Origin of the sequence: Achromobacter ruhlandii (genome assembly GCF_902859695.1) — a bacterium.
Classification (GTDB): Bacteria; Pseudomonadota; Gammaproteobacteria; order Burkholderiales; family Burkholderiaceae_B; genus Achromobacter; species Achromobacter ruhlandii.
In genome coordinates this window covers 38,052-60,954 of sequence record NZ_CADIJL010000018.1, presented here as the reverse complement: position 1 = coordinate 60,954, position 22,903 = coordinate 38,052, and the positions used below count along the sequence as shown (strand labels likewise).

General features: G+C 69.7%; 19 protein-coding genes. 12 read left to right on the top strand and 7 right to left on the bottom strand.

Going from position 1 to position 22,903, the window contains the following annotated elements:
- Positions 1 to 2: 2 nt before the first annotated feature.
- Genes HV742_RS20480 through HV742_RS20450 form a run of 7 tightly spaced genes read left to right on the top strand, consistent with a single transcriptional unit; the run spans position 3 to position 8,907 of the window.
- Positions 3 to 1,028 carry an SDR family oxidoreductase gene (locus HV742_RS20480; protein ID WP_049076206.1) on the top strand — a complete coding sequence of 342 codons (1,026 nt, stop codon included), beginning with the start codon at positions 3 to 5 and terminating at the stop codon, positions 1,026 to 1,028.
- Position 1,029: 1 nt separating this feature from the next.
- On the top strand, positions 1,030 to 2,379 hold the full coding sequence (murJ, locus tag HV742_RS20475; RefSeq protein ID WP_100507549.1) for a murein biosynthesis integral membrane protein MurJ: 1,350 nt from the start codon (positions 1,030 to 1,032) through the stop codon (positions 2,377 to 2,379).
- A complete protein-coding gene (locus tag HV742_RS20470; protein WP_059272585.1) occupies positions 2,380 to 3,525 on the top strand; it encodes a glycosyltransferase family 4 protein in 1,146 nt (381 codons plus the stop codon).
- A gap of 47 nt (positions 3,526 to 3,572) precedes the next feature.
- Positions 3,573 to 5,504: an asparagine synthase (glutamine-hydrolyzing) gene (gene asnB / locus HV742_RS20465; protein WP_175146242.1), complete on the top strand. Its 1,932-nt coding sequence runs from the start codon at positions 3,573 to 3,575 to the stop codon at positions 5,502 to 5,504.
- 3 nt (positions 5,505 to 5,507) lie between these two features.
- Entirely contained in the window at positions 5,508 to 6,623 is a 1,116-nt protein-coding gene (locus HV742_RS20460) for a glycosyltransferase family 4 protein (RefSeq protein WP_175146241.1), read from the top strand.
- Complete coding sequence (locus tag HV742_RS20455; protein ID WP_175146240.1) at positions 6,620 to 7,777, top strand: glycosyltransferase family 4 protein; 1,158 nt, start codon at positions 6,620 to 6,622, stop codon at positions 7,775 to 7,777. Before HV742_RS20460 ends, HV742_RS20455 begins: the two co-directional genes overlap by 4 nt.
- Entirely contained in the window at positions 7,774 to 8,907 is a 1,134-nt protein-coding gene (locus HV742_RS20450) for a glycosyltransferase family 4 protein (RefSeq protein WP_175146239.1), read from the top strand. Before HV742_RS20455 ends, HV742_RS20450 begins: the two co-directional genes overlap by 4 nt.
- Before the next feature lie 4 nt (positions 8,908 to 8,911).
- Here HV742_RS20450 and HV742_RS20445 read toward each other — a convergent pair whose 3' ends face one another.
- From HV742_RS20445 to HV742_RS20435, 3 genes are all read right to left on the bottom strand, one after another.
- A complete protein-coding gene (locus HV742_RS20445) occupies positions 8,912 to 10,591 on the bottom strand; it encodes a gamma-glutamyltransferase family protein (RefSeq protein WP_254601202.1) in 1,680 nt (559 codons plus the stop codon).
- A 76-nt stretch (positions 10,592 to 10,667) separates the two neighbouring features.
- Positions 10,668 to 12,233, bottom strand: a complete 1,566-nt coding sequence (pgi, locus tag HV742_RS20440) for a glucose-6-phosphate isomerase (protein ID WP_175146238.1) — start codon at positions 12,231 to 12,233, stop codon at positions 10,668 to 10,670.
- A 1-nt stretch (position 12,234) separates the two neighbouring features.
- On the bottom strand, positions 12,235 to 13,626 hold the full coding sequence (locus tag HV742_RS20435) for a phosphomannomutase/phosphoglucomutase (RefSeq protein ID WP_054415008.1): 1,392 nt from the start codon (positions 13,624 to 13,626) through the stop codon (positions 12,235 to 12,237).
- A gap of 305 nt (positions 13,627 to 13,931) precedes the next feature.
- Between HV742_RS20435 and HV742_RS20430 the strand changes: the two genes are divergently transcribed.
- From HV742_RS20430 to HV742_RS20410, 5 genes are all read left to right on the top strand, one after another.
- Complete coding sequence (locus HV742_RS20430) at positions 13,932 to 14,561, top strand: BPTD_3102 family carboxylase-like protein (RefSeq protein WP_059272579.1); 630 nt, start codon at positions 13,932 to 13,934, stop codon at positions 14,559 to 14,561.
- Positions 14,562 to 14,647: 86 nt separating this feature from the next.
- Positions 14,648 to 16,063, top strand: a complete 1,416-nt coding sequence (locus HV742_RS20425; RefSeq protein WP_054415012.1) for an FAD-binding oxidoreductase — start codon at positions 14,648 to 14,650, stop codon at positions 16,061 to 16,063.
- Positions 16,064 to 16,105: 42 nt separating this feature from the next.
- A complete protein-coding gene (locus tag HV742_RS20420) occupies positions 16,106 to 16,819 on the top strand; it encodes a response regulator transcription factor (protein WP_175146237.1) in 714 nt (237 codons plus the stop codon).
- Positions 16,816 to 18,144 carry a sensor histidine kinase gene (locus HV742_RS20415; RefSeq protein WP_059272577.1) on the top strand — a complete coding sequence of 443 codons (1,329 nt, stop codon included), beginning with the start codon at positions 16,816 to 16,818 and terminating at the stop codon, positions 18,142 to 18,144. Before HV742_RS20420 ends, HV742_RS20415 begins: the two co-directional genes overlap by 4 nt.
- Before the next feature lie 170 nt (positions 18,145 to 18,314).
- A complete protein-coding gene (locus HV742_RS20410; protein WP_175146236.1) occupies positions 18,315 to 19,109 on the top strand; it encodes a phosphatase PAP2 family protein in 795 nt (264 codons plus the stop codon).
- Here HV742_RS20410 and HV742_RS20405 read toward each other — a convergent pair.
- The 4 genes from HV742_RS20405 to HV742_RS20390 form a co-directional block, all read right to left on the bottom strand.
- Entirely contained in the window at positions 19,061 to 20,344 is a 1,284-nt protein-coding gene (locus HV742_RS20405) for a TRAP transporter large permease (RefSeq protein ID WP_049076186.1), read from the bottom strand. The two genes, HV742_RS20410 and HV742_RS20405, sit on opposite strands and share 49 nt — an antisense overlap.
- Entirely contained in the window at positions 20,335 to 20,898 is a 564-nt protein-coding gene (locus tag HV742_RS20400; protein ID WP_082381515.1) for a TRAP transporter small permease, read from the bottom strand. The genes HV742_RS20405 and HV742_RS20400 overlap by 10 nt, the downstream gene beginning before the upstream one ends.
- A gap of 9 nt (positions 20,899 to 20,907) precedes the next feature.
- The gene (locus HV742_RS20395) at positions 20,908 to 21,885 is read right to left on the bottom strand and encodes a TRAP transporter substrate-binding protein (protein WP_175146235.1); all 978 of its coding nucleotides are present in this window, start codon (positions 21,883 to 21,885) and stop codon (positions 20,908 to 20,910) included.
- Between the two features lie 120 nt (positions 21,886 to 22,005).
- The gene (locus HV742_RS20390; protein WP_175146234.1) at positions 22,006 to 22,887 is read right to left on the bottom strand and encodes an SMP-30/gluconolactonase/LRE family protein; all 882 of its coding nucleotides are present in this window, start codon (positions 22,885 to 22,887) and stop codon (positions 22,006 to 22,008) included.
- Positions 22,888 to 22,903 lie beyond the last annotated feature (16 nt).

The window sequence follows — 22,903 nt, the reverse complement described above, 5'->3', positions numbered from 1 at the left end:
GCATGACCACACGTTTCGAGACTGTCACCCGGGAACTTTCCGCCGCGCCGCGCAAGTGGCTGGTGACCGGCTGCGCCGGCTTCATCGGTTCCAACCTGCTGGAAACGCTGCTGAAGCTGGACCAGACCGTTGTCGGCCTGGACAACTTCGCCACTGGCTATCAACGCAATCTGGATGAGGTGCGCGGCTCGGTCACGGCCGAGCAGTGGGCCCGCTTCTCGTTCATCGAAGGCGATATCCGCGACCTGGAAGCCTGCCGCCGCGCCACGCAGGGCGTGGACTTCGTGCTGCACCAGGCGGCGCTGGGCTCGGTGCCGCGTTCGCTCAAGGACCCGATCACCACCAACGAGGTGAATATCGGTGGCTTCCTGAACATGCTGGTGGCCGCGCGCGACGCCGAGGTCAAGTCGTTCGTCTATGCGGCTTCCAGCTCGACCTACGGCGATCACCCGGCCTTGCCCAAGGTCGAGGAGAACATCGGCAATCCGCTGTCGCCGTATGCCGTCACCAAGTACGTCAACGAGCTGTATGCGAGCGTCTTCGCGCGTTCCTATGGTTTCGAGACGGTCGGCCTGCGCTATTTCAACGTGTTCGGCAAGCGCCAGGATCCGGACGGCGCCTATGCGGCGGTGATCCCGAAGTGGACCGCCGCGATGATCAAGGGCGAAGACGTCACCATCAACGGCGATGGCGAGACCAGCCGCGATTTCTGCTTCGTCGAGAACGCGGTCCAGGCGAACATCCTGGCCGCGATGGCGCCGCCCGAAGCCCGCAACCAGGTCTACAACGTGGCCGTCAGCGGCCGCAGCACCCTGAACGACCTGTTCGGTTTCCTGGTGCGGGCGCTGGGCAACCAGAACGTGGCCTATGGCAAACAGCCGGTCTACGGCGATTTCCGCGCGGGCGATGTGCGCCATTCGCAGGCCGACGTCAGCAAGGCTGGCCGCCTGCTGGGCTACCAACCCACGCACACGGTGCTGCAGGGCCTGGAAGTGGCGATGCCCTGGTACACGCAATTCCTGCGTTGATTTGAAAGCACTCATCCGCAAACTCGGCAACATCCACCCGGACCACCAGCGCATCTTCAAAGGCGCGTTCCGGGTGGCGGTGTTCCTGCTGCTGGGCAAGGCCGCCGGCGCCGTCAAGGAGATGGCGGTGGCGTACCGCTACGGCGTCAGCGACGCCGTCGACGCCTACCAGTTCACGATGACCATGGCCACCTGGCTGCCGGTCACCATCGTGGGCGTGCTGTCGGTGGTGCTGATCCCGGTGCTGGTGCGGCTGCGCCGCGCCGAGGCCGCCGAACGCGAACAATTCATCCGTGAACTGCAGGGCTGGGTGGCCGCGGCCGGGATCGCGCTGGCCGCGCTGACCTGGTTTGCCTGGCCGCAAGTGGTTGGCATGCTGGGCCAGGGCCTGTCGGCCCGGGTGCGCGACATGACGGGCGAGCTGCTGCTGGGCTTCGCGCCGGTCGCGGCGCTGCTGCTGGTCGCGGGCATCAGCGCGGCGCGCCTGCGCGCGCACGAACGTCACGTCAACACCCTGCTGGACAGCGTGCCGGCGGTGGCGACGTTGGCGTGGGTGATGCTGGCGGCCAGTGCCGACAGCGTCGGCCCGCTGCTGTGGGGCACGCTGGTGGGCTACGCGATCCAGACCGCCTGGCTGGCGTGGCTGGCCGCGCGCGCCGACGGCGGCTTCTGGGGCGCGCCGGCGTTGACCCTGCGTTCGCCGCACTGGCCCGAACTGATGGGCGCGGCCGGCGTGATGCTGATCGGCCAGGTGGCAATGAGTTTCGTCGGCCCGCTGGACCAGTACGCCGCCGCCAACCTGGGCGCCAACGCCAACGCCACGCTGGGCTACGCCAGCCGGCTGCTGTCGCTGCTGCTGGGCATCGGCGCGGTGTCGGTCGGGCGCGCGGCGCTGCCGGTGTTGGCCGACGTGCAGGCGCGTGGCGACACGGCGCGCGCGCGCGGCATGGCGCTGAAATGGTCGGTGCTGATGGTGGCGGCCGGCGGCGTCGCCGTGGCGATCGGCTGGGTGCTTGCGCCCTGGGGCGTGGCGGTGCTGTTCCAGCGCGGCGCCTTCACCGCCGAGAATACCGAGGCCGTGGCGCATGTATTGCGTTGGGGCCTGCTGCAACTGCCGTTCTATTTCGGCGTGCTGATCCTGGTGCAGCTGTTGGCCAGCCAGAACCGTTATCGCATCATGGCCGCCATCGCGGTCGGCAATTTCGCGTTGAAAGCGGCGCTGAACACCGTGCTGGCGCCGAAGATGGGGGCCGCGGGCATCATGCTGGCGACCAGCCTGATGTATGTGCTGTCCTATGCCTGCTACCTGGTAGTGGCCCTGCGCCGCGCCGAACCCAAAGAGGCCGACTGAATGCCCGTCGCTTCCGCTTCCGGCCGCCCGCAACGCGTGCTGCTGTTCATCCATTCGCTGCACGGCGGCGGCGCCGAACGGGTCGCCGCCGACCTGAGCGCGCATTGGGCCGGCATGGGCCGCGAGGTCATGGTGGTGACCCAGGCTGGCGCCGAGGGCGACGTCTACACGCTGCACCCGAAGGTGCGGCGCGAGGTGCTGCATACGGCGGGCGAGGGCGGGGGCCTGCGCGGCATCTGGAGCAACGTGCAGCGCGTGCGGGCGCTGCGGCGCGTGATCAAGGCGTTCCGGCCCGACATCGTGCTGGGCATGATGACCACGGCATCGGTGTTGTCGGTGTTGGCCTGCGCCGGGCTGTCGTGCCGCGTCATCGCCACCGAACATACCCATCCGCCGTCGCAGACCCTGTCGGGTTTCTGGCAGCGCCTGCGGCGCCTGACCTATCCGCGCGCCGCGCGGGTGGTGGCCCTGACCCGCGGCACCGCCCAATGGCTCGAACAGCATGTGCCGGGCTCGCGCCTGGCGGTGATCCCCAATCCGGTGCATTGGCCATTGCCCAAGGGCGAGCCGGCGCTGGCGCCGCCTTCGGGCGACGGCCGCAAGCGCCTGCTGGCGGTGGGGCGGCTGCACGCCGACAAGGGCTTTGACCTGCTGCTGCGCGCCTATGCCCGGCTGGCCCCGTCGCATCCGGACTGGGATCTGGTTATCCTGGGCGAGGGCGACGAGCGCCGCGCCCTGGAAACGCAGGTGCGCGAGGCCGGTTTGCAGGAGCGGGTCAGCCTGCCGGGACGCGCGGGCAACGTGGGCGATTGGTACCAAAGCGCCGACCTGTACGTGCTGACGTCGCGCTTCGAGGGGCTGTCCAATACCTTGCTGGAATCGATGGCCAGTGGCCTGGCCGCGGTGGCGTTTGACTGCGATACCGGACCGCGCGAAATCGTGCGCGAAGGCGTTGATGGCGTGCTGGTGCGGCCCAATGGCGACGTCGATGCGCTGTGCCGCGAGCTGGATGCGGTGATGGGCGATGAGGCGGCTCGCCGGCGCATGGCGCAAGCGGCCACGGCGGTGCGCGAGCGCTTTTCCGCCGAGCGGGTGCTGGGCCTATGGGAAGAACTTTTTGACGGTGTGCGCGGATCGGGCCGCTAGGCCGCGCGCCATGCCGTTGCTGCGGTGACCACGAGAACCTGAAAATCATGTGTGGAATTGTCGGAATTTGGGGCCCCCTGGGTGACAAGGCGCAAGTGCTGGCGGAAAGCTGCCGGCGCATCCGCCACCGCGGGCCGGACAGCAACGGCTTCTGGGAAGACACCGGCGCCGAGTTGGCGCTGGCGCACGTGCGCCTGGCGATCCAGGACCTGACCGAAGCCGGGCATCAGCCGATGGTGTCCGCCTGCGGCCGCTACGTGATGGTGTTCAACGGCGAGATCTACAACCACATGGACATGCGCCAGCAGCTCGAGGCATCGGGCCTGGCGCCGTCCTGGCGCGGCCATTCCGATACCGAGACGCTGCTGGCGGGCTTCACCGCGCTGGGCATCGAGGCGACGCTGCAGGCCTCGGTCGGCATGTTCGCCATCGCGCTGTGGGACCGCGCCTCGCGCAAGCTGGTGCTGGCGCGCGACCGCATGGGCGAAAAGCCGCTGTACTACGGTTACTCGGGCGCCGAGCTGGTGTTCGCCTCGGAACTCAAGGGCCTGATGCCGATCCCCGGGTTCGGCCGCAACCTGAACCGCAATGCGTTGGCGTCGTTCATGCGGCACAACTACATTCCGGCGCCGCAATCCATCTACGAAGGCATCGCCAAGCTGCCCCCGGGCACCTGGATCGAATTCACCGCCGACGACACCCGCAGCCGCCGCATGCCCGAACCGCGCGTGTACTGGTCGGCGCGCGACGCCGCGGATACCGCGGCGCAATCGCTGCTGTCGTTCGAGTCCGACGCGCAGGCCACCGACGCGCTCGAAGGCGTGCTGTCCAAGGCCGTGGGCGGCCAGATGCTGTCCGACGTCAGCCTGGGCGCGTTCCTGTCGGGCGGCATCGACTCGTCCACCATCGTCTCGCTGATGCAGGCGCAGAGCTCGCAGCCGGTGCGCACCTTCGCCATCGGTTTCCATGAGAAGGGCTACGACGAGGCGCAGCACGCCAAGGCGGTGGCCATGCACCTGGGCACCGACCACACCGAGCTGTACGTCACCGCCGACGATGCGCTGGCGGTGGTGCCGAACCTGGCCGACATGTACGACGAACCGTTCGCCGATTCGTCGCAGATCCCGACCTCGCTGGTGACGCGCATGGCGCGCCAGCACGTCACGGTGGCGCTGTCCGGCGACGGCGGCGACGAACTGTTCGGCGGATACTCGCGCTATTTCCGCGTCAACAACTGGTGGCAGAAGTGCGAGCGCATTCCGTCGTTGCTGCGCACGCCGGCCGGCGCGCTGCTCAGCGCCTCGACCCACCTGCCGGGGCGCGGCGCCTGGCGCGGCAAGGTCGGCAAGCTGGGCGAATTGCTGCGCGCCGATTCGCGCGGCGATTTCTACCGCCTGTTCGTGTCGTACTGGTCGGACCCGGCGCGCGTGGTCAAGGGCGGCGTGGAGCCGGTGTCCGAATTCGCGCAGGCGATGCGCGGCTCGACCTTCGAATCCATGATGAAGCTCGATACCGTGACCTATCTGCCGGACGACATCCTGGTGAAGGTGGACCGCGCCGCCATGGCGGTGAGCCTGGAGACCCGCGTGCCGCTGATCGATCACCGCGTCTATGAATTCGCCTGGAGCCTGCCGCACCAGTACAAGGTGCGCGGCGCCACCGGCAAGTGGCTGTTGCGCCAGGTGCTGTACCGCCACGTGCCGCAGGCGCTGGTGGATCGGCCCAAGCGCGGCTTTGCCGTGCCGCTGGCGGCCTGGCTGCGCGGCCCCCTGCGCGACTGGGCCGAGGCGCTGCTGGATCCGGCGCGCCTGCGCCAGGAAGGCTGGTTCGAGCCCGAACCCATCCTGCGCAAGTGGCGCGAACACGTGTCCGGACATCGCAATTGGGATAGCCATCTGTGGGGCGTGCTGATGATGCAGGCCTGGCTGGACCGCTACCGCGCCGGTGGCGAACAGGGAGGATCGGTTGGGAGTCGCTGACGAATGAAGATACTGATGCTGGTCAGTTCCATGCATGCCGGGGGCGCCGAGCGCGTGGCCGCCACGCTGGTCAACGCGTGGGCCGAACGCGGCGACGACGTCACCCTGACGCCGACCTATTCGTCCAAGGGCACCTGCTTCTACCCGCTGTCGGACAAGGTCAGGCTCGCCTGGCTGGCGGATCTGGCCGGCACGCGCGTCTCCGGCCCGATGGCCGCGTTCAGGCGCCTGCTGGCGCTGCGCCGCCACATCCGCGACACGGCGCCGGACGCGGTGGTGTCGTTCCTGACCAACGTCAACGTGGCCGCCATCCTGGCCACCCGCGGCCTGCGCGTGCCGCTGATCGTCTGCGAGCGCACCAATCCGGTCGCCGAAACCACCACCGGCACGGTCTGGCGCCGGCTGCGCCGCCTGCTGTATCCGCGCGCCGACATGGTGACGGTGCAGGCGGCCGACACGGCCGGCCCGTTCTCGCGCCAGGTGCCGGGCATCAAGCGCCTGGCCGTGATTCCCAACCCGCTGCCGGCGCCCTTGCTGGACGCGCCGCGGGTCGTCCAGCGCGAGGATGACGCGCCCCGCACGTTGCTGGCGATGGGGCGGCTGGTGACCGACAAGCAGTTCGACCTGCTGATCGACGTATTCGCGCAGCTGGCGCCTGAATTCCCCGATTGGAACCTGCGCATCTGGGGCGAGGGCCCCGAGCGCGGCGCGCTGGAGCGCCAGGTCGCGAACCTCGGCCTGGACGGGCGCGTCAGCCTGCCGGGCCGCACCGAGACGCCCTGGGACGAACTGGCGCGGGGCCAGGCCTTCGTGCTCAGCTCGCTGGTGGAAGGTTTTCCCAATGTGCTGTTGGAAGCGATGGCGCTGGGCCTGCCCTGCGCCGCCTTCGACTGCCCCAGCGGTCCGCGCGAAATGACGCGCGACGGCCAGGACGCCCTGCTGGTGCCCGCTGGCAACCGCGATGCCCTGCGCGAGGCCCTGCGCCGCCTGCTGGGCGATGTGGGATTGCGCCGGCAACTGGGAGAGCGCGGCGCCGACGCGGTGCGCCAGCGCTATGCGCTGGCCAGCGTGCTGACCGAATGGGACGAGTTGTTCGAGGCCGTGAGGGAAGGGCGATGAGCGCCGCCGCATTGCGCGTCGTGCACGTGATCACCGGCTTGGGCCAGGGCGGCGCGGAATCGGTGCTGTGGCGGCTGGCCACGTTTCCCGGGCAGGAGGTCGAGCACATCGTCGTGTCGCTGACCGACGACGGCATCTATGGCGAACGGCTGCGCGCCGCCGGCGTCACGGTGCACGCGCTGGGCATGCCGCGGGGCCGGATCACGCTGGGCGGTTTCATGGCGCTGCGCCGCCTGATCGCCGGCGCCCGGCCCGATGCCGTGCAGACCTGGATGTATCACGCCGACCTGATCGGGGGCCTGGCGGCCCGCCTGGCGGGTGTGCGCGCCGTGGCCTGGGGCATCCGCAATTCCGGCGCCCACCTGGAGCGCAGCAGCCGCTCGGCCCGCATGGTGCTGCGCGCCTGCGCGCTGCTGTCGGGCGTGCTGCCGGGCGCGATCGTGTGCGCCGCACAGGACGCGGCCGAGCGCCACGCCGCCAAGGGCTATCGCCGCGATCGCATGGCGGTGATCTCCAATGGCTATGACCTGTCGCGCTACGCGCCGGATGCGGCCGCCCGCGCGCGGGTGCGCGCCCAGTGGGGCCTGGACGGCGATGTGCCGGTGATCGGCTGCGTGGCGCGTTGGGATCCCTTGAAAGACCACGCCAATCTGCTGCGCGCGGTCGCGGCGCTGGTGCGCGACGGACGCGACGCCGGCTTGCGCTGCGTGCTGGTGGGGCGCGGCATGACGATCGATAACCCCGAACTGATGGCGCTGGTCGACAAGCTCGGCCTGCGCGAACGCCTGGTGCTGGCCGGGCCCAGCGACGACGTGCCGGCCGTGATGAACGGCCTGGACCTGCATGTGCTGTCCAGCTGCGCGGAAGGCTTTCCCAATGTGGTGGCGGAGGCCATGGCCTGCGGCGTCTATTGCGTGGTGACGGATGTGGGCGACGCCGCCTATATCGTCGGCGATACCGGCGTGGTGGTGCCGCCAGAGCAGCCCGAGGCGCTGGCGCGCGGCATCGAGACCGCGCTGCGCGACGTGGCCTCGCGCGGGCAGGGGCGTGCGGGCGAGGCCGGCCGCGCCCGGGTGCTGGCCAATTTCGACCTGGCCCGCATGGTGCGGGACTACATCGCGGTGTGGCGCCGCCTTTCCGGAGCATCGGCATGAGTGCCGCCCGTCGTCTGCTGTTCGTGGTCAACAACCCGGCCTTCTTCATGTCGCACCGGGTGCCGGTGGCGCTGGCCGCGCAGCGCGCCGGCTATGACGTGCACGTGGCGACGATGGACGGCCCCGCGGTGGCCGAGATCCAGGCGCTGGGCATGACCCACCACGTCATTCCGATGACGCGCAGCGGCAAGCACCCGTTACAGGAGCTGGGCACGCTGGTGGCGCTGTGGCGGCTGTTCCGGCGCCTGCGGCCACAGGTGGTGCACCTGGTGACCATCAAGCCGGTCCTGTACGGCGGCATTGCCGCGCGGCTGGCGCGGGTGCCGGGCATGGTGGCGGCGATATCCGGGCTGGGCTTCGTGTTCCTGTCCAATTCGCTGAAGATGCGGTTGGTGCGGGCGGTGGTGGCGCGGCTGTACCGGCTCGCATTGGGCCATCGGAACAGCCGCGTCATTTTCCAGAACCGCAGCGACCGCGACCTGCTGCAGTCGCTTGGCGCGGTGCGCGACGAACAGGTGGTGCTGATCCGTGGCGCCGGGGTCGATCTGGACCAATACCGCGCACAGCCCGAGCCGCCGGCGCCGCCGGTGGTGGTGACCATGGTGGCGCGCCTGCTGCGCGACAAGGGGGTGCAGGAATTCGTGCAGGCCGCGCGCTTGCTGCGCGAACGCGGCATGCCGGTGACGATGCGGCTGGTGGGCGGCGTGGATGCCGGCAATCCGGCCTCGGCTACGCCGGCCGAGGTCCAGGCCTGGCAGGCGGAGGGCTGCGTCGAGGCATTGGGCGAGCGCAACGATGTGCCGCGGCTGTACGCCGCTTCGCACATCGCCGTGCTGCCGTCCTATCGCGAAGGGCTGCCCAAGTCCTTGATCGAGGCCGCCGCCTGCGCGCGCGCCGTGGTCACCACCGACGTGCCGGGATGCCGCGATGCGATCGATCCGGACAAGACCGGACTACTGGTGCCGGTGCGCGACCCGCAGGCGCTGGCGGACGCCATCGCCCGGCTGGCCGGCGACAGCGCCTTGCGCCAGGCCATGGGCGCGGCCGGCCGCGCCCTGGCCGAACGCGAATTCAACATCGAGCGCGTCGCCCGCATCCACGTCGAGCTGTACGACACGCTCAGCGCCTGAGGCCTCAGCCGCCCAGCGCGGCGCCATCGCGGCGCGGATCGGCGGCGCCGTCCAGTCCTTGCGGCGTCACGCGGATCGCGGCGGCGCCGCTTTTCATTTCGACCTGCTCGACCTTGTGGCCCTGCGCGGCCAGTTGCGCCGCCGCCTGCGGCGGCACCCGGCCCTTTTCGACCTGGCTGCGGCCGGTATTGCCGGCGACGTGCGGCAGCGCCAGCGCATCGGCCGGGCGCAGCCCCCAGGCCAGCGTGCCCACCACGGCCTGGGCGATGTAGTCGACGATATAGCCGCCGCCGGCCGAGCCGGTGACCAGCGCCAGCTTGCCATCGCCATCGAACACCATGGTCGGCGCCATCGAGGTGACCGGCCGCTTGTTGGGCGCCATGGCGTTGGGCGCACCCTTGCCGTGCGCCGATGAGAAGTTGGTCAGGGCGTTGTTCAGGAAGAAGCCGTGCGGCATCAGCCACGAACCGAAGTTCAGGTTGATGGTGGTGGTCATGGACAGGGCGTTGCCGTGCGCATCGACGATGGCGACCTGGCTGGTTTCGGTGGTGCCCGGGGCCTCGGCGCCGCCGGGCGCCGCCACGCCTGCGAACACGCCGGGACGCGGCTGCGTCACCGCCTTGCCGGACAGCAGGGTGGCGCGCTGGCGCACGTAGTCGGGCGCGATGAGTTGCCGGACCGGCGCCTTGACCTGGTCGGGATCGCCGATATAGGCCAGGCGGTCGGCGCGGGCGAGGCGGGCGCTGTCGATCAACAGGTGATCGGCCTGGGCGGAGCCCGGCGCCAGCGTGTCGATGCGGCGCGCGGCCAGCATGCCCAACTGCTGCAGCACCGAGACGCCGCCGAAGCTGGGGGGCGGAAAGGTGCAGACCTTCCAGGACAGGAACGGGCCACAGATCGGCGTGCGCTCGACCGGGCGGTAGGCGGCCAGGTCCTGTGCCTGGATCAGGCTGGGATGCTTGCCGGCGCCGATCACGGCGAGGATGTCGGCACTGAGCGCGCCGTGGTTGATGGCGTCGGGATCGGCCGCGACCTTGCGCAAGGCGTCGGCCAGCAACGGGTTGCGCACCGTGGCGCCCACCGGCAGCAACTGGCCCTGCGCGTCGTAGAACACCTGGCGGATCGCGGGGTTCTCGGCCAGCTGCGGCAGCCGTTGCAGGCTGTCGTGCAGGTAGGGCGACATCGGGAAGCCTTCTTCGGCGCTGCGGATGCCGGCCTGGAACAAGCTGGCCCACGGCAGCTTGCCCTGGCGCTGGTGCGCCAGCGCCATCACGCGCACGGTGCCGGGCACGCCGACCGGGCGGCCCAGCCGGGCCACGTCCTTGAGCGGCAGCGTGGCGCCGTCGATGTCGGTGCGCAGGCTGGCGGTGGTGCGCGCGGGCGCCGCCGCCAGGCCGTCCAGCGCGGACAGGGTGCCGCTGGCCTGGTCCCACACCAGCATCAGCGTGCCGCCGCCCAACCCGGACGATTGCGGCTCGACCACGGTCAGCACCATCTGCACGGCGATGGCGGCGTCGACCACGCTGCCGCCGCGCTTGAGCGCGTCGAGCCCCGCGGCCGCGGCCAACGGATTGGCCGCGGCGACCATGCCGGGGGAGGGGGAGGACTGCGCCTGCGCGACGGTTGCCGCGCATAGCGCCAAGGCGGCCAGGATCCGTGCGGTGCTGCGAACTGGCGTAGGCATGGGGCGCTCCGGGAAAGGACGACGGGCCATTATTCGCCCGTCATGGCGTCCTGTCCATAGCAGCCCCGTGGGGCGCTCAGTCGCGTCGCGCGATGGCGTCGATCCAGAAGCGCGTGGAGGGATCCTGCGGCGCCGCCTGCTGGGCGGGCGCGTCCAGCTCGCGGATGATGTTCTTGGCCAGCGCCTTGCCGAACTCCACGCCCCATTGGTCGAACGGATTGATGCCCCAGATCACGCCCTGCGTGAACACCTTGTGCTCGTAGAGCGCCAGCAGCGCGCCGAGTGTGTAGGCCTCCAGGCGCGGCAGCACGATCAGCGAAGACGGCCGCCCACCCGGGTGGACCTTGTGCTGCGCCAGCAGGCGGGCGCGCGCCGGATCGGATTCGACCTGCGACGTCTCGGCCAGCGCCTCGTCGAACGACTTGCCGCGCAGCAGCGCGGCGCGCTGGGCCAGGCAATTGGCGATCAGCAGTTCATGGTGGCGCGCATAGGCATGGTCGGGCTGTTCGCACAGGATGAAGTCGACGGGCGCGCCCGCGGCGTCCTGGTGCAGCCACTGGAAGAAGGTGTGCTGGCAGTCGGTGCCCGACATGCCCCACACGGCAGGCCCGGTCGGCACGCCCGCCGGGCTGCCGTCGGCGGTGGCCACCTTGCCCAGCGATTCCATTTCGAGCTGCTGGGCCCACGGCACCACGTGATAAAGGCGCGAATCGTAGGGCGAGATGACCAGCGAGTCGAAGCCCAGCACGCTGCGGTTGACGACGCCGGCCAGCGCCAGCTGCAGCGGCGCGTTCTCGGCCAGCGGCGCCTGGCGGAAATGTTCGTCCATGGCGGCGGCGCCGGCCAGCAGCTGGTCGAAGGTGTCATTGCCCAGCGCCAGCGCGACCGGCAGGCCGATGGCCGACCAGAGCGAATAGCGGCCGCCGACCCAGTCCCAGATCTGGAAGATGTGATCGGGCGAAATGCCCAGGTTGAGCGCGGCTTCGACGTTGGCGGTGATCGCCACCACCTGCTTGATCGGGTCGGCCACGCCGGCTTCGCGCAGCCAGTTCATGGCGACTTCGGCGTTCGCCAGCGGCTCGGTGGTGGTGAAGGACTTGGAGGCGACGATGACCAGGGTGTTGTGCGGATCCAGCCGGCTCATGGCGTCGGCGACCGAATGCGAATCGACGTTCGAGGCGAAGCGTACCTCCCGGCGCGAGCCGCCATGGCGCAAGGCGCGCGTGACCAGCCGGGGGCCCCAGTCGCTGCCGCCTATGCCCAGGTGCAGGACGCAGCTGTAGCGGTTGGCGGCATCGGCCTGGCGCACGAACTGGCGTACGCGTTCGCGTTCAGCCAGCACGGCGGCGGCGACCATGGCGGGCGGCTGGGCCGCGCGCAGCGCGGTGTGCCAGGCCGGGCGTCGCTCGGTCCAGTTGGCATCGCCGCCGTCGAACAGCCGGGCGCGCGCGGCAGCGAAGTCCTGCTGCGCCAGCAGCGCGGCGCCGGCGTCTTGCAGCGCCGGGGAATAGGCCTGCGCGCTCAGATCCAGACGTAGTCCAGGAGCATTGACCAGGCGCAGTTGTTCGCCGTGCAGGGGAGCCGAGGCGGCTGCGGCGGCGAAGGCTCGCCAGGCTGGACTATTGGGTAGAGACATGGGCAATCTAGAAAGGCAGGATAGCGTGAGGGGCCAGTTTAGCCAGTTCGCGCCGGAAGTCGCCCTGGATGCGGGCCAGGGCGTCAGCGGTCTGTGCCTCGAAGCGCAGGACCACCACCGGGGTGGTGTTCGACGGGCGGGCCAGGCCGAAGCCGTCCGGGTATTCGGCGCGCACGCCGTCGATGGTGATGACCCGAGTGGCGCCCGGGAACTGGCCCTGTTCCTGCAGCGCCTGGACCAGCGAGAACGGCTGGCCTTCTTCCATTTCCAGCTTCAGCTCGGGCGTGGAGACGTCTTGCGGCAGGGCCTCCAGGGGCGCCCCGGCGTCGCTGTAGCGTGACACGATCTCCAGCAGGCGGGCGCCGGTATAGAGCCCGTCGTCAAAGCCGTACCAGCGCTCCTTGAAGAAGATGTGGCCGCTCATTTCGCCGGCCAGCGGCGCGCCGGTTTCGGCCAGCTTGGCCTTGACCAGCGAATGCCCGGTCTTCCACATCAGCGCTTCGCCGCCCGCGGCCTCGACCGACAGGCCCACGTGCCGGCTGCACTTGACGTCATAGATGATGGTGGCGCCAGGATTGCGCTCGAGCACGTCGCGGGCGAACAGCACCAGCTGGCGGTCGGGCCAGATGATCTGGCCGGACTTGGTCACCACGCCGAGGCGATCGCCGTCGCCGTCGAAGGCCAGGCCAAGCTCGCAGTCGGTGGTGGCCAGGCAATGGATCAGGTCCTGCAGGTTCTTGGGTTCGGCCGGATCGGGATGGTGATTGGGGAAGGTGCCGTCGACCTCGCAGAACAGCTCGGTGACCTCGCAACCCAGGGCGCGGAACAGCCGCGGCGCGATGGCGCCGGCCACGCCGTTGCCGCAATCGATCGCGATCTTCATGGGACGGGCCAGTTTGACGCCCGAGGCGATACGGGCGATGTAGGCCGCCACCAGGTCCAGCTCGCGGCGCACGCCGGTGCGGGCGGCGGGCGCATCGGTGGGGCCGTTCATGCGCCGGGCCAGCGCCTGCACGTCGTCGCCATAGAGCGCGCGGCCGCCCATCATCATCTTGAAGCCGTTGTACTTGGGCGGATTGTGGCTGCCGGTGATGGCGACGCCGGAGCCGGTCTGCATGGTGTGGGCGGCGAAATACACCAGCGGCGTGGGCACCTGGCCGATATCCAGGGTGTCGACGCCGCCCTCCAGCATGCCTTCCTGCAGCGCCTGGGACAGCATTTCGCTGCTCAGCCGCCCGTCGCGGCCCACCACCAGCGTCTGCACGCCCTGCTCGCGCGCGACCGCCGCCAGCGCCGCGCCCAGCGAGCGGGCAAAGCGCGCGTCGATCAGGTCCGGGACGGTGCCGCGGATGTCATAGGCCTTGAAGACGGAGGCGGGAAATTGCGCGTTGTCGGCCACGACGGTTCCTTGTTCTATGGATAGTTCTGGTAAACCCCTAGGCCGATACAGGCCGGCAAACCGGGGCACGAACTCGAATTATCCTCCAATGAGGGGCGCCGTATGGGCCGAGCCCGCGACGGCGCCGTCGTGGGCATGCCCGCCGCCCCGGCCTGGTGCCCGGAGCCGGGCGGGAATGCCTCGTTCCGGTGCGCCGGCGGGCCAGCCTGCCGGCCTGCCCGGGGACGGCGGCCAATGGCATGGAACTTGCTCGTCATCCGAAGGTGATACGCTTGTCATGCAAGCAGAAAGACCGGAGGGGCCCAATGGGAGCCAAAGTATCCACAGTCACGTCATCAGGCGGCGCCCGGCGCAGGCGCGGGCCGCCCACGGACTTCGCCGGGCCGGCGGCCGGGCGGGAACGCCGGCTCGACATCCATGTTTTCATCTCGCCCCAGGGCGAGTTGGCGACGGGCCGCGCCTGGGAGCGCTGCGTCTGGCGCGACGCCCGCGTGCTGATCGCCGAGTGCCCGGCGCCGCACCTGCCCGCTTCGGTCGAAAGCGCCCTGCGCGCCATCGCCGCCAGCGTGGCGCGGGATCGCGCCTGGCAGGGCATGGGCACGGTCGCCTTTTCGCTCGATGACCGCAGCGGCGTGTTCCGCGTGATCCGCGCCGACTCGCAGCCCCGCTCGGGCGCCGCGGTGGCCGATTTCGAGCCGGTCGCGGCGCATGCGCTGGAAGTGCGCATCGACGGTTGCGCCGACCGCCACATGCCGTGCACGCACCTGCTGGTGTGCGGCGCCACCCGTGGCGAAGCGCTGCGGCGCGCCTATCGCGCCCTGTCCGAAATGCCGGGCCCCGCGGGCGTCGACCGGGCTTTCCTGATGAACCGCATCGCCTCGCGCGCCTATTGCACGGGCTTGACCGGCACCCGTCTGGACCAGGCCGTCGGCTGAGCGCCCGTCCTGCCTCTACAATAGTCCGCACCATCCCTGAACAGCATCCGGGCGCGGCCCGGCGCGATCCTCTCCGTGCGGCGTCTATGACTTTGCTGAGCGAATTGCAGTCCCTCCTGGGCGAGCCCCATGTGCTGGCCGGCGCCGACGCCGAGCCTTTCGCGCTGGATTGGCGGCGCCGTTATCGTGGCGTGGCGCTGGCGGTGATCCGGCCCGGCTCGACGCAGGAAGTGGCCGACGCCATCAAACTGTGCGTGCGCCATGGCGTGCCGGTGGTGCCGCAGGGCGGCAATACCGGCTTGTGCGGCGGCGCCACGCCCGACAGTTCGGGCAGCGCCGTGGTGTTGTCGACCGCGCGCCTGAACCGCGTGCGGGCGCTGGACACCGACAACGACACCATCACGGTCGAGGCCGGCTGCATCCTGCAGGCGGTGCAACAGGCCGCCGCCGATGCCGGCCGGCTGTTTCCGCTGAGCCTGGCGGCCGAGGGCAGTTGCACCATCGGCGGCAACCTCGCCACCAACGCCGGCGGTACCCAGGTGCTGCGCTACGGCAACACGCGCGACCTGGCTCTTGGGTTGGAGGTGGTCACCGCCGAGGGCGAGATCTGGAACGGCCTGCGCGGCCTGCGCAAGGACAACACCGGCTATGACCTGCGCGATCTCTACATCGGCAGCGAAGGCACGCTTGGCATCATCACCGCCGCCACGCTCAAGCTGTTTCCGCGGCCGGTGGCCTCCTGCACGGCGCTGTTGACGCTGGACAGCATCGACAACGCGGTCGAGCTGCTGTCGCGCGCCCGCGCCGGTTTCGGCGCCGCGCTGACCGGCTTCGAACTGATGAGCGGCGATTGCCTGCAGGCGGTGGTGCGGTTGTTCCCGCAGCAACGCCTGCCGTTCGAGGGGGCCTCGGCGGCGTCGCCTTGGTTCGCGCTGCTGGAGCTGTCCGACAGCGAAAGCGAGGCGCATGCGCGCGAACGGTTCGAAACGGTGCTGGGCGAGGCCATCGAGGCGGGCCTGGTGAACGATGCGGCCATCGCGGCCAGCGTGGCGCAGAGCAAGGCGCTGTGGCATCTGCGCGAGAGCATTCCGCTGGCCGAGGCCGAGCTGGGCAAGTCGGTCAAGCACGACGTCTCGATCCCGATCTCCGCCATCGCCGGTTTCGTCCACCAGACCAATGCGTTGCTGCAGGCGCGCTTTCCCGGCGTGCGCCATGTGATTTTCGGCCACCTGGGCGACGGCAACCTGCACTACAACGTGGCCAATGCGCCTGGTCAGAGCGAAGCCGAACTGCTGGCCCTGCAAAGCGATATCTACGGCGTGGTCCATGACAGCGTGCACGCGCATGCCGGTTCCATCAGCGCCGAGCACGGCGTCGGCCAGCTCAAGCGTGACGAGCTGCCGCGCTACAAGAGTCCGGTCGAGCTGGCCCTGATGCGGCGCATCAAGCGCGCACTCGACCCGCAAGGCCTGATGAACCCGGGCAAGGTGCTGCAGGCCTGAGCGGGATCCCTCGAAACCTTTCTTTCCATGAGGAACGATGCAATGGCGGCCAGTCCCGCGGCGGGTGCGAATCACCGGATCCTGATCGTCGAGGACGATCACATCATTGCCGGCAACCTGTATACCTTCCTGGAAACGCGAGGCTTCCTGCCGGACGTGGCGTACAGCGGTCCCGCGGCGCTCCAGCGGCTCGTGGAACAGCGTTTCGATGCCATGATCCTGGATATCGGCCTGCCCGGCATGGATGGCAACGCCGTGCTGCACGCGCTGCGCAACGAGCGGCGCCTGCCGCTGCCGGTGCTGGTCCTGACCGCCCGTGACAGCCTGGACGACAAGCTGGCCGGTTTCTCGCACGGCGCCGACGACTACCTGACCAAGCCGTTCGCCCTGCTCGAGGTCGAGGCCCGCCTGCTGGCGCTGATCCAGCGCGCCAAGGGAGCGATCGTGGACACCGTGCGGGTCTTCGGCGACCTGAGCTACGACACCCGCAGCCGCGGCGTCTCGATCGGCGGCAAGCCGGTGCACTTGACGCGCAAGGCCACGCTCATCCTGGAAGCGCTGCTGCGCGATCCGGGGCGGGTGGTATCGCGCGAGGAACTGGAAGCGCTGCTGTGGGGGAGTGAACCGCCGTCGTCCGACGCCTTGCGCAGCCAGGTCCACCTGCTGCGCCGCGCCCTGGCGGACGCTGGCTTTGACGGAATCGAGACCATGCACGGAACGGGCTGGCGCCTGGTGCAGACCGGAGGCGCCGCATGAGCCGCATCGCCGGAGCCGGCACCCTGACCCAGCGGGTGGTGTGGGCGCTGACCGGCACCGTGGCGCTGTTCGTGACGGCGCTGGCGCTGCTTGCCTACCTGACGTTCGACCAGATGGAAGACGATCTGGTCAACGACATCCTCAATACCGAAATGGATCGCCTGGTGCAGCACGCGCGCACCAGCGACCAGTTCCTGCCGCGCCGCGGCGCGCGCGAACTGGGCGGCTCCATGCGCGCCTGGCTCAGCGTCGACGGCCAGGCGCCGATCGGCATGCCGGAAGAGATCCGCGGGTTGGACAACGGCCTGCACCTGGTCGAGCCGGGCGCCTATACCTGGCACGTGATGGTGGCCGACACCGGCAACGGCAAGGTCTATCTGCTCTACGACGCCACCGACAACGAAGAGCGGGTACATGACTTCGGCCTGATCGTGCTGGGCGTGGGCGCAATCTGCGTGGTGGGCGCGTACGCCCTTTCGCGGCGGGTGGCGGCGGTGGCGGTGGGGCCGCTGCTGGAACTGACCGACCGCCTGTCGACCTGGGCGCCGGGGGCGCCCGACCTGGCGGTAACCCGGGACGACGAGGCCGGCCGCCTGATCGAAGCCTTCAACCGGGTACAGAACCAGGTCGATCGCTCCATTGCGCGCGAACGCGAATTCGCCGGCAACCTCAGCCACGAGGTGCGCACGCCGCTGGCCGCGATCCGCTCCGACAGCGAATTGATGCTGCTGACGCAAGACCTGACGGCCGACCAGCGCCAACGGCTGACGCGGGTGATGGATAACGTCGATGACGTCATCGTCTGCCTCGAAAGCGCCCGCGCCATGGCCCGCGACCAGATGCGTCCGCCCGAGCCGGTCGACCTGGCCGAGTGCATGCTGGATGCCTGGCGCGGCTACGAGACGCAGGCCGGCCTGGCCGAACTGCGTTTCGACAACCACATCCCGCCCGATCACATCCGCGTTCTGGATCGCTACGCCTTGCTGACCGTACTGCGCAACCTGGTGCGCAACGCCGTCGAGCATGCCGCGCCGGCCACCCTCACGGCTTCGCTGGGGACGGATGGCGCGCTGCAGTTGAGCGACGACGGCAAGGGCATCGCGGCCGACGATCTGCCATTCCTGTTCCGCCGCTATTACAGCGGCCGCCTGCGGGACGCGGGGACGGCGGGCCGCGACGAGACCGCCCGTGGCCTGGGACTGGCCATCGCCAAGCGGGTCTGCGACATGCAGGGCTGGACGCTGACGGTCGATTCTTCCCGCGAGGGGCCGCGGCGCGGCACCCGCTTCACCCTGCGCCTGGAGTCCAGCGCAACGACGGCCTGATGGCAGGGGCGCCGGGGCGGCACGCCGCGCCGCGTGTGGGCTGGCCGCCACGCCAGCCTGCCGGCCATCCTGGGAGTAACCGCCCCGGCCGCCGGATTTGACGAATTTTCGACTATCGGCCACCTAAGCTTTCCGCTTCGGCCGGTCGCCATCGTCCCTTCCGCTCCCCCATGTCGTCGCCCCTACCGTCCGCGCTCGCGCGCCCGACGCCCGTCTCGTACCTGTGTACCCATGTGCTGGGGGTGACCCTGATCCTGGCCTGCCTGGCCTGGTGGGCCAATGCGTCCGGGCTGGACCTCGCCATCGCGCGGGCCCTGTTCAACCCCGCGCTGGACGATTTCCCGCTGCATACCAACCGCTGGCTGGAGCTGGTCGGCCATCGCATGGTGCTGGCGCTGCCCATCGGCATCGGCCTGGGCGCCGTCGCCGTGGCGGCCGCCAGCTACCGCATCCCCGCCTGGCGCCCCTTGCGCGCGGCGGCGCTGGCGGTGGCGCTGACCTGTATCGTGGGACAACTGGCCATCACCCAGCTCAAGCATCACACCACGCTGCCGCGGCCCTACGACCTGGACACGCTGGGCGGATATACCCCGTATCCGCTCAGCTGGTGGACCTGGGATCGCGGCAAGGCGGGTGGCGCGCTGCCGAGCGGCCATGCCGGCGCCGGCTATTCGATGTTGACCCTGTATTTCGCCGGCTGGGCGGCCGGGCGAGCCGACTGGCGTTGGCCGGGATTGGCGCTCGGCATCGCCGCGGGCGTCGGGTTTTCCGTGGTGCGCATCCTGCAGGGCGCGCACTTCCTGAGCCAGACGCTGTGGTCCGCCGCGCTCATGTGGCTGCTGGCCGCGCTGTTCTTCTGGCCGGTGTTGGCGCGGGGGCGGACGCAAACACCGAGCGCCTCGCCCGCCGCGTCCTTTCAATTCAGCAGCACCCCCGGCAGCCACAGCGAGAACGCCGGCACATAGGTGACCAGGGCCAGCGCCGCCAGCAGCGCGCCGTAGAACGGCCAGATGGTCCGCATCACCGTGCCGACCGACACCCCGCCGATGGCGCAGCCCACGAACTGCGTGGTGCCCACCGGCGGCGTGTTCAGCCCCAGCGCGCAATTCAGCAGCATCACCATGCCGAACTGCACCGGCCCCATGCCGTACTGCATGCAGATCGGCAGGAAGATCGGGGTGCAGATCAGGATGGTCGCGGCCATGTCCAGGAACGTGCCCAGCACGAACAGGATCACGTTGACCATCAGGAAGATCGCCCACGGACTGGTGGACACCGACGCCATCAGCTCGCCGGTCTTCTCCGCCACGCCGTAGAAGCTGATCAGGTAGCCGAAGGTGGCCGAGATGCCGATCAGCAGCAGCACCACGCCGGTCGTCTTGACCGCCTTGCTGGCGGCGCGCACGAACTGGTCCCAGGTCAGCGAGCGATACACGAAGATCGTCAGCGCCAGCGCGTACAGCACGGCCACCGCGGCCGATTCCGTGGCGGTGAAGACCCCGCTCAGGATGCCCACGATGATCAGCACCACCACGAACAGCCCCGGCGTCGCGGCCACCAGCGAGCGGGCCACGATGCGCCAGCCGGGGAAGGTGCCGGCGGGATAGCCGCGGCTGCGCGCCACGAAGTAGGCCGCCGCCAGGTTGCACAGCGTCAGGATCAGCGCTGGCACCACCCCGGCCGCGATCAGCGCCGCGATCGACACCTTGCCGCCCGCCGCCAGCGTGTAGATGATGATGTTGTGGCTGGTCGGCATCAGCGCGCCCACCAGCGCCGCGTGGGTAGTGACGTTGACCGCGTAGTCGGCGTGATAGCCCTCGCGCTTCATCATCGGGATCATCACCGAGCCCATCGCCGACACGTCCGCCACCGGCGAACCCGACACGCCGCCGAACAGCGTGCAGGCCACCACGTTGGACATGCCCAGGCCGCCGCGCACGTGGCCCACCAGCGACTTGGCGAAGGCCACGATGCGGTCGGCGATGCCGCCGTACAGCATCAGCTCGCCGGTGAAGATGAAGAACGGGATGGCCAGGAACGAAAACGCATTCATGCCCGAGGTCATCTGCTGGAAAGCCACCGCCAGCGGCAGGTCCTCGTACATGATCGCGGTGATGGACGACAGCCCGATGGCGAACGCCACCGGCACGCCGATCACCAGGAAGCCCATGAAGGTGAAGGAGAGTAGGGTCAGCGCCATGCCGGTACCACCTTTTGGTTGCGCATCAGGGCGATGACGTGCTCGACCGAGAACAGCGCGATCAGGACGCCGGAGAGGGCCGCGGGCACGTACTTCCAGCCATTGGAGATGCCCAGGTTGGGAATCTTGTAGGCCCACACGGATTCGGCCAGCAGGGCGCAGTTCCACGCCATCAGCGCGCCGAACAGCAGCACCAGCAGGTGGATGAAGACCTTCAGGCGCCGCTGGCCGGCCGGCGGCAATGCGTCGACCAGCGACTCGAAGCCGATGTGGCCGGCGTCGCGCACGCCGACGGCCGCGCCCAGCATGGTGACGTACAGCACCAGCAGCAGCGCCAGGCTCTCGGCCCAGGTGGGCGTGCTGTTCAGCACGTGGCGGCCGACGATCTGCAGGGTGACCGCGACGATCAGGCAGACCAGCCCGAACACGCTGGTCCACATGCACAGGCGCGCCAGCCGGGCGCAGCCGCGGGAAAAGGCGTCCAGCGGGGCAGCCGGGGCATGCGCCCGGCCCCCCGCCGCGACATCCGGGTCATTGGTAGAGGTAGCCAACATGCGGATTCCTTACTGGACGGCCTGGATCTTGGCGACCAGGTCTTTCATGTCGGGCGTGGTGACGAAGCGGTCGTAGACCGGCTTCATCGCCGCCTGGAACGAGGCCTTGTCGACCTCGACGATCTGCGAACCGGCCTTCTCGACCACCGCGCGCGACTTCTGCTCGCGCTCGTCCCACAGCTTGCGCATGTAGGGCACCGACTCGCGCGCGGCTTCGCGCAGGATCTTCTGGTCGTCGGCCGACAGTTTGTCCCATTGGCGCTTGGAGTAGATCAGCATTTCCGGCGTCATGGTGTGCTCGGTCAGCGCATAGTATTTGGCGACCTCGTAGTGGTGCGCGCTTTCGTAGCTTGGGTAGTTGTTCTCCGCTGCGTCCACCAGTCCGGTCTTGAGCGAGGTATAGACCTCGCCCATCGGCATCGGCGTGGCGTTGCCGCCCATGGCTTCCACCATCGCCACCGACAGATCCGACTGCTGCACGCGGATCTTCAGGCCCTTGGCGTCGGCCAGCGTCTTGATCGGCTTGTTGCGCGTGTACATCGAGCGCGAGCCGCTGTCGTACCAGGCCAGGCCGACAAAGCCCGCCGCTTCGCAGGACTTCAGGATCTGTTCGCCGATCTCGCTGTCGAGCACCTTGTGCAGATGCTCCTTGGAACGGAACAGGAACGGCAGCGACGGCACGCGCGTGGTCTGGCAGATGTTGTGCATGGCCGCGCTGGACACGCGCGCCATGGCCAGCGCGCCCATCTTCACCTGCTCGATCGAGTCGTCTTCATTGCCGAGCGCGCCGCCGGCGTACACCTTGACGGTGATGCGGCCGTTGGTGCGCTGCTTGACCAGTTCGCCGAACTGGCGCACGGCCTGCACGGTGGGGTAATCGTCGGGATGGATGTCCGCGGAGCGCAGCTCGGCGGCATGGGTGGCGGGAACCAGCGTCAGCAAAGCGGCCGCGGCCAGGATGGCGCGGGTCAGGGTCGGGCGCAACATGTCTACCTCCGGTCGGGAGTACGGCGTTTCGTTGAGGGCCATTGCGGCCCCGAAGCTCTTCGATGTGTACGGACCTGCTCACTACTCGTGCGTGGGCGCCTGGGGCGCCGCGGTCGGGTGCTAACCGGCGCTTGCGGTTTCCTCCAGGCCCCGCGCGCCGGGGCGCAGGATGAAGACGGCGCCGGCGATGGAATCGGGCGCGGCATCGGCGGGGCGGATCGACGTCACCAGCAACTGGTCCAGCCCGGGGCCGCCGAACGCGCACATGGCGACACGGGCGGCCGGCACCTCCAGGCTGCGGTCGAGGCGGCCGTCCGGGGTGTAGCGGTAGACGCGGCCGGCCTCGTTGCCGCAGATCCAGTAGCCGCCATCGGCGTCGACCGCGGCGCCGTCGGGCCGGCCGGCCGGCAGTTTCGGGATGAAGACGCGGCGGTTGCGCGGCAGACCGTCGTCGATGTCGTAGTCGAAGGCCCAGACCACCTGTCGCGTCGGATGGGAATCGGACAGGTACATGGTGCGGCCATCTGGGCTGAAGGCCAGGCCATTGGGCACGATCAGGTCGTCGACGATCGCTTCCAGCGGTTGGCCGGGGGCGTAGCGGTACAGTTTGCCGGCGTTGCGGGCCAGGCCCATGTCCATGACCATGGTGCCAGCCAGGAAGCGGCCCTGGCGATCGCAGCGGCCGTCATTGAAGCGCATGCCAGGCGCGCCGTGGCGCACCGGCGCCAGCGGCTCGGGCTGGCAGGGCTGGCCTGCCAGTAGCGGCCCGCAGGCGTACAGCCCGTCCTCCATCGCCAGCAGCCAGCCGTCGCCGCGCGGGGCGAGGCAGCCGGCCATCCGCGGCAGCGTCCAGTAATCGAGCCGGTCGCTGGCGGGCGTCCAGCGCCACAGCGCGCGGCCGGGAATGTCAGTCCAGTGGAAGGCCTGGTCGGCGGCGCGCCACACGGGGCTCTCGCCCACGCCGCAGAGCACGGTCCCGATGCGTTCGGCAGAGGTCGCCATGGTGGGAAGGGGCCGG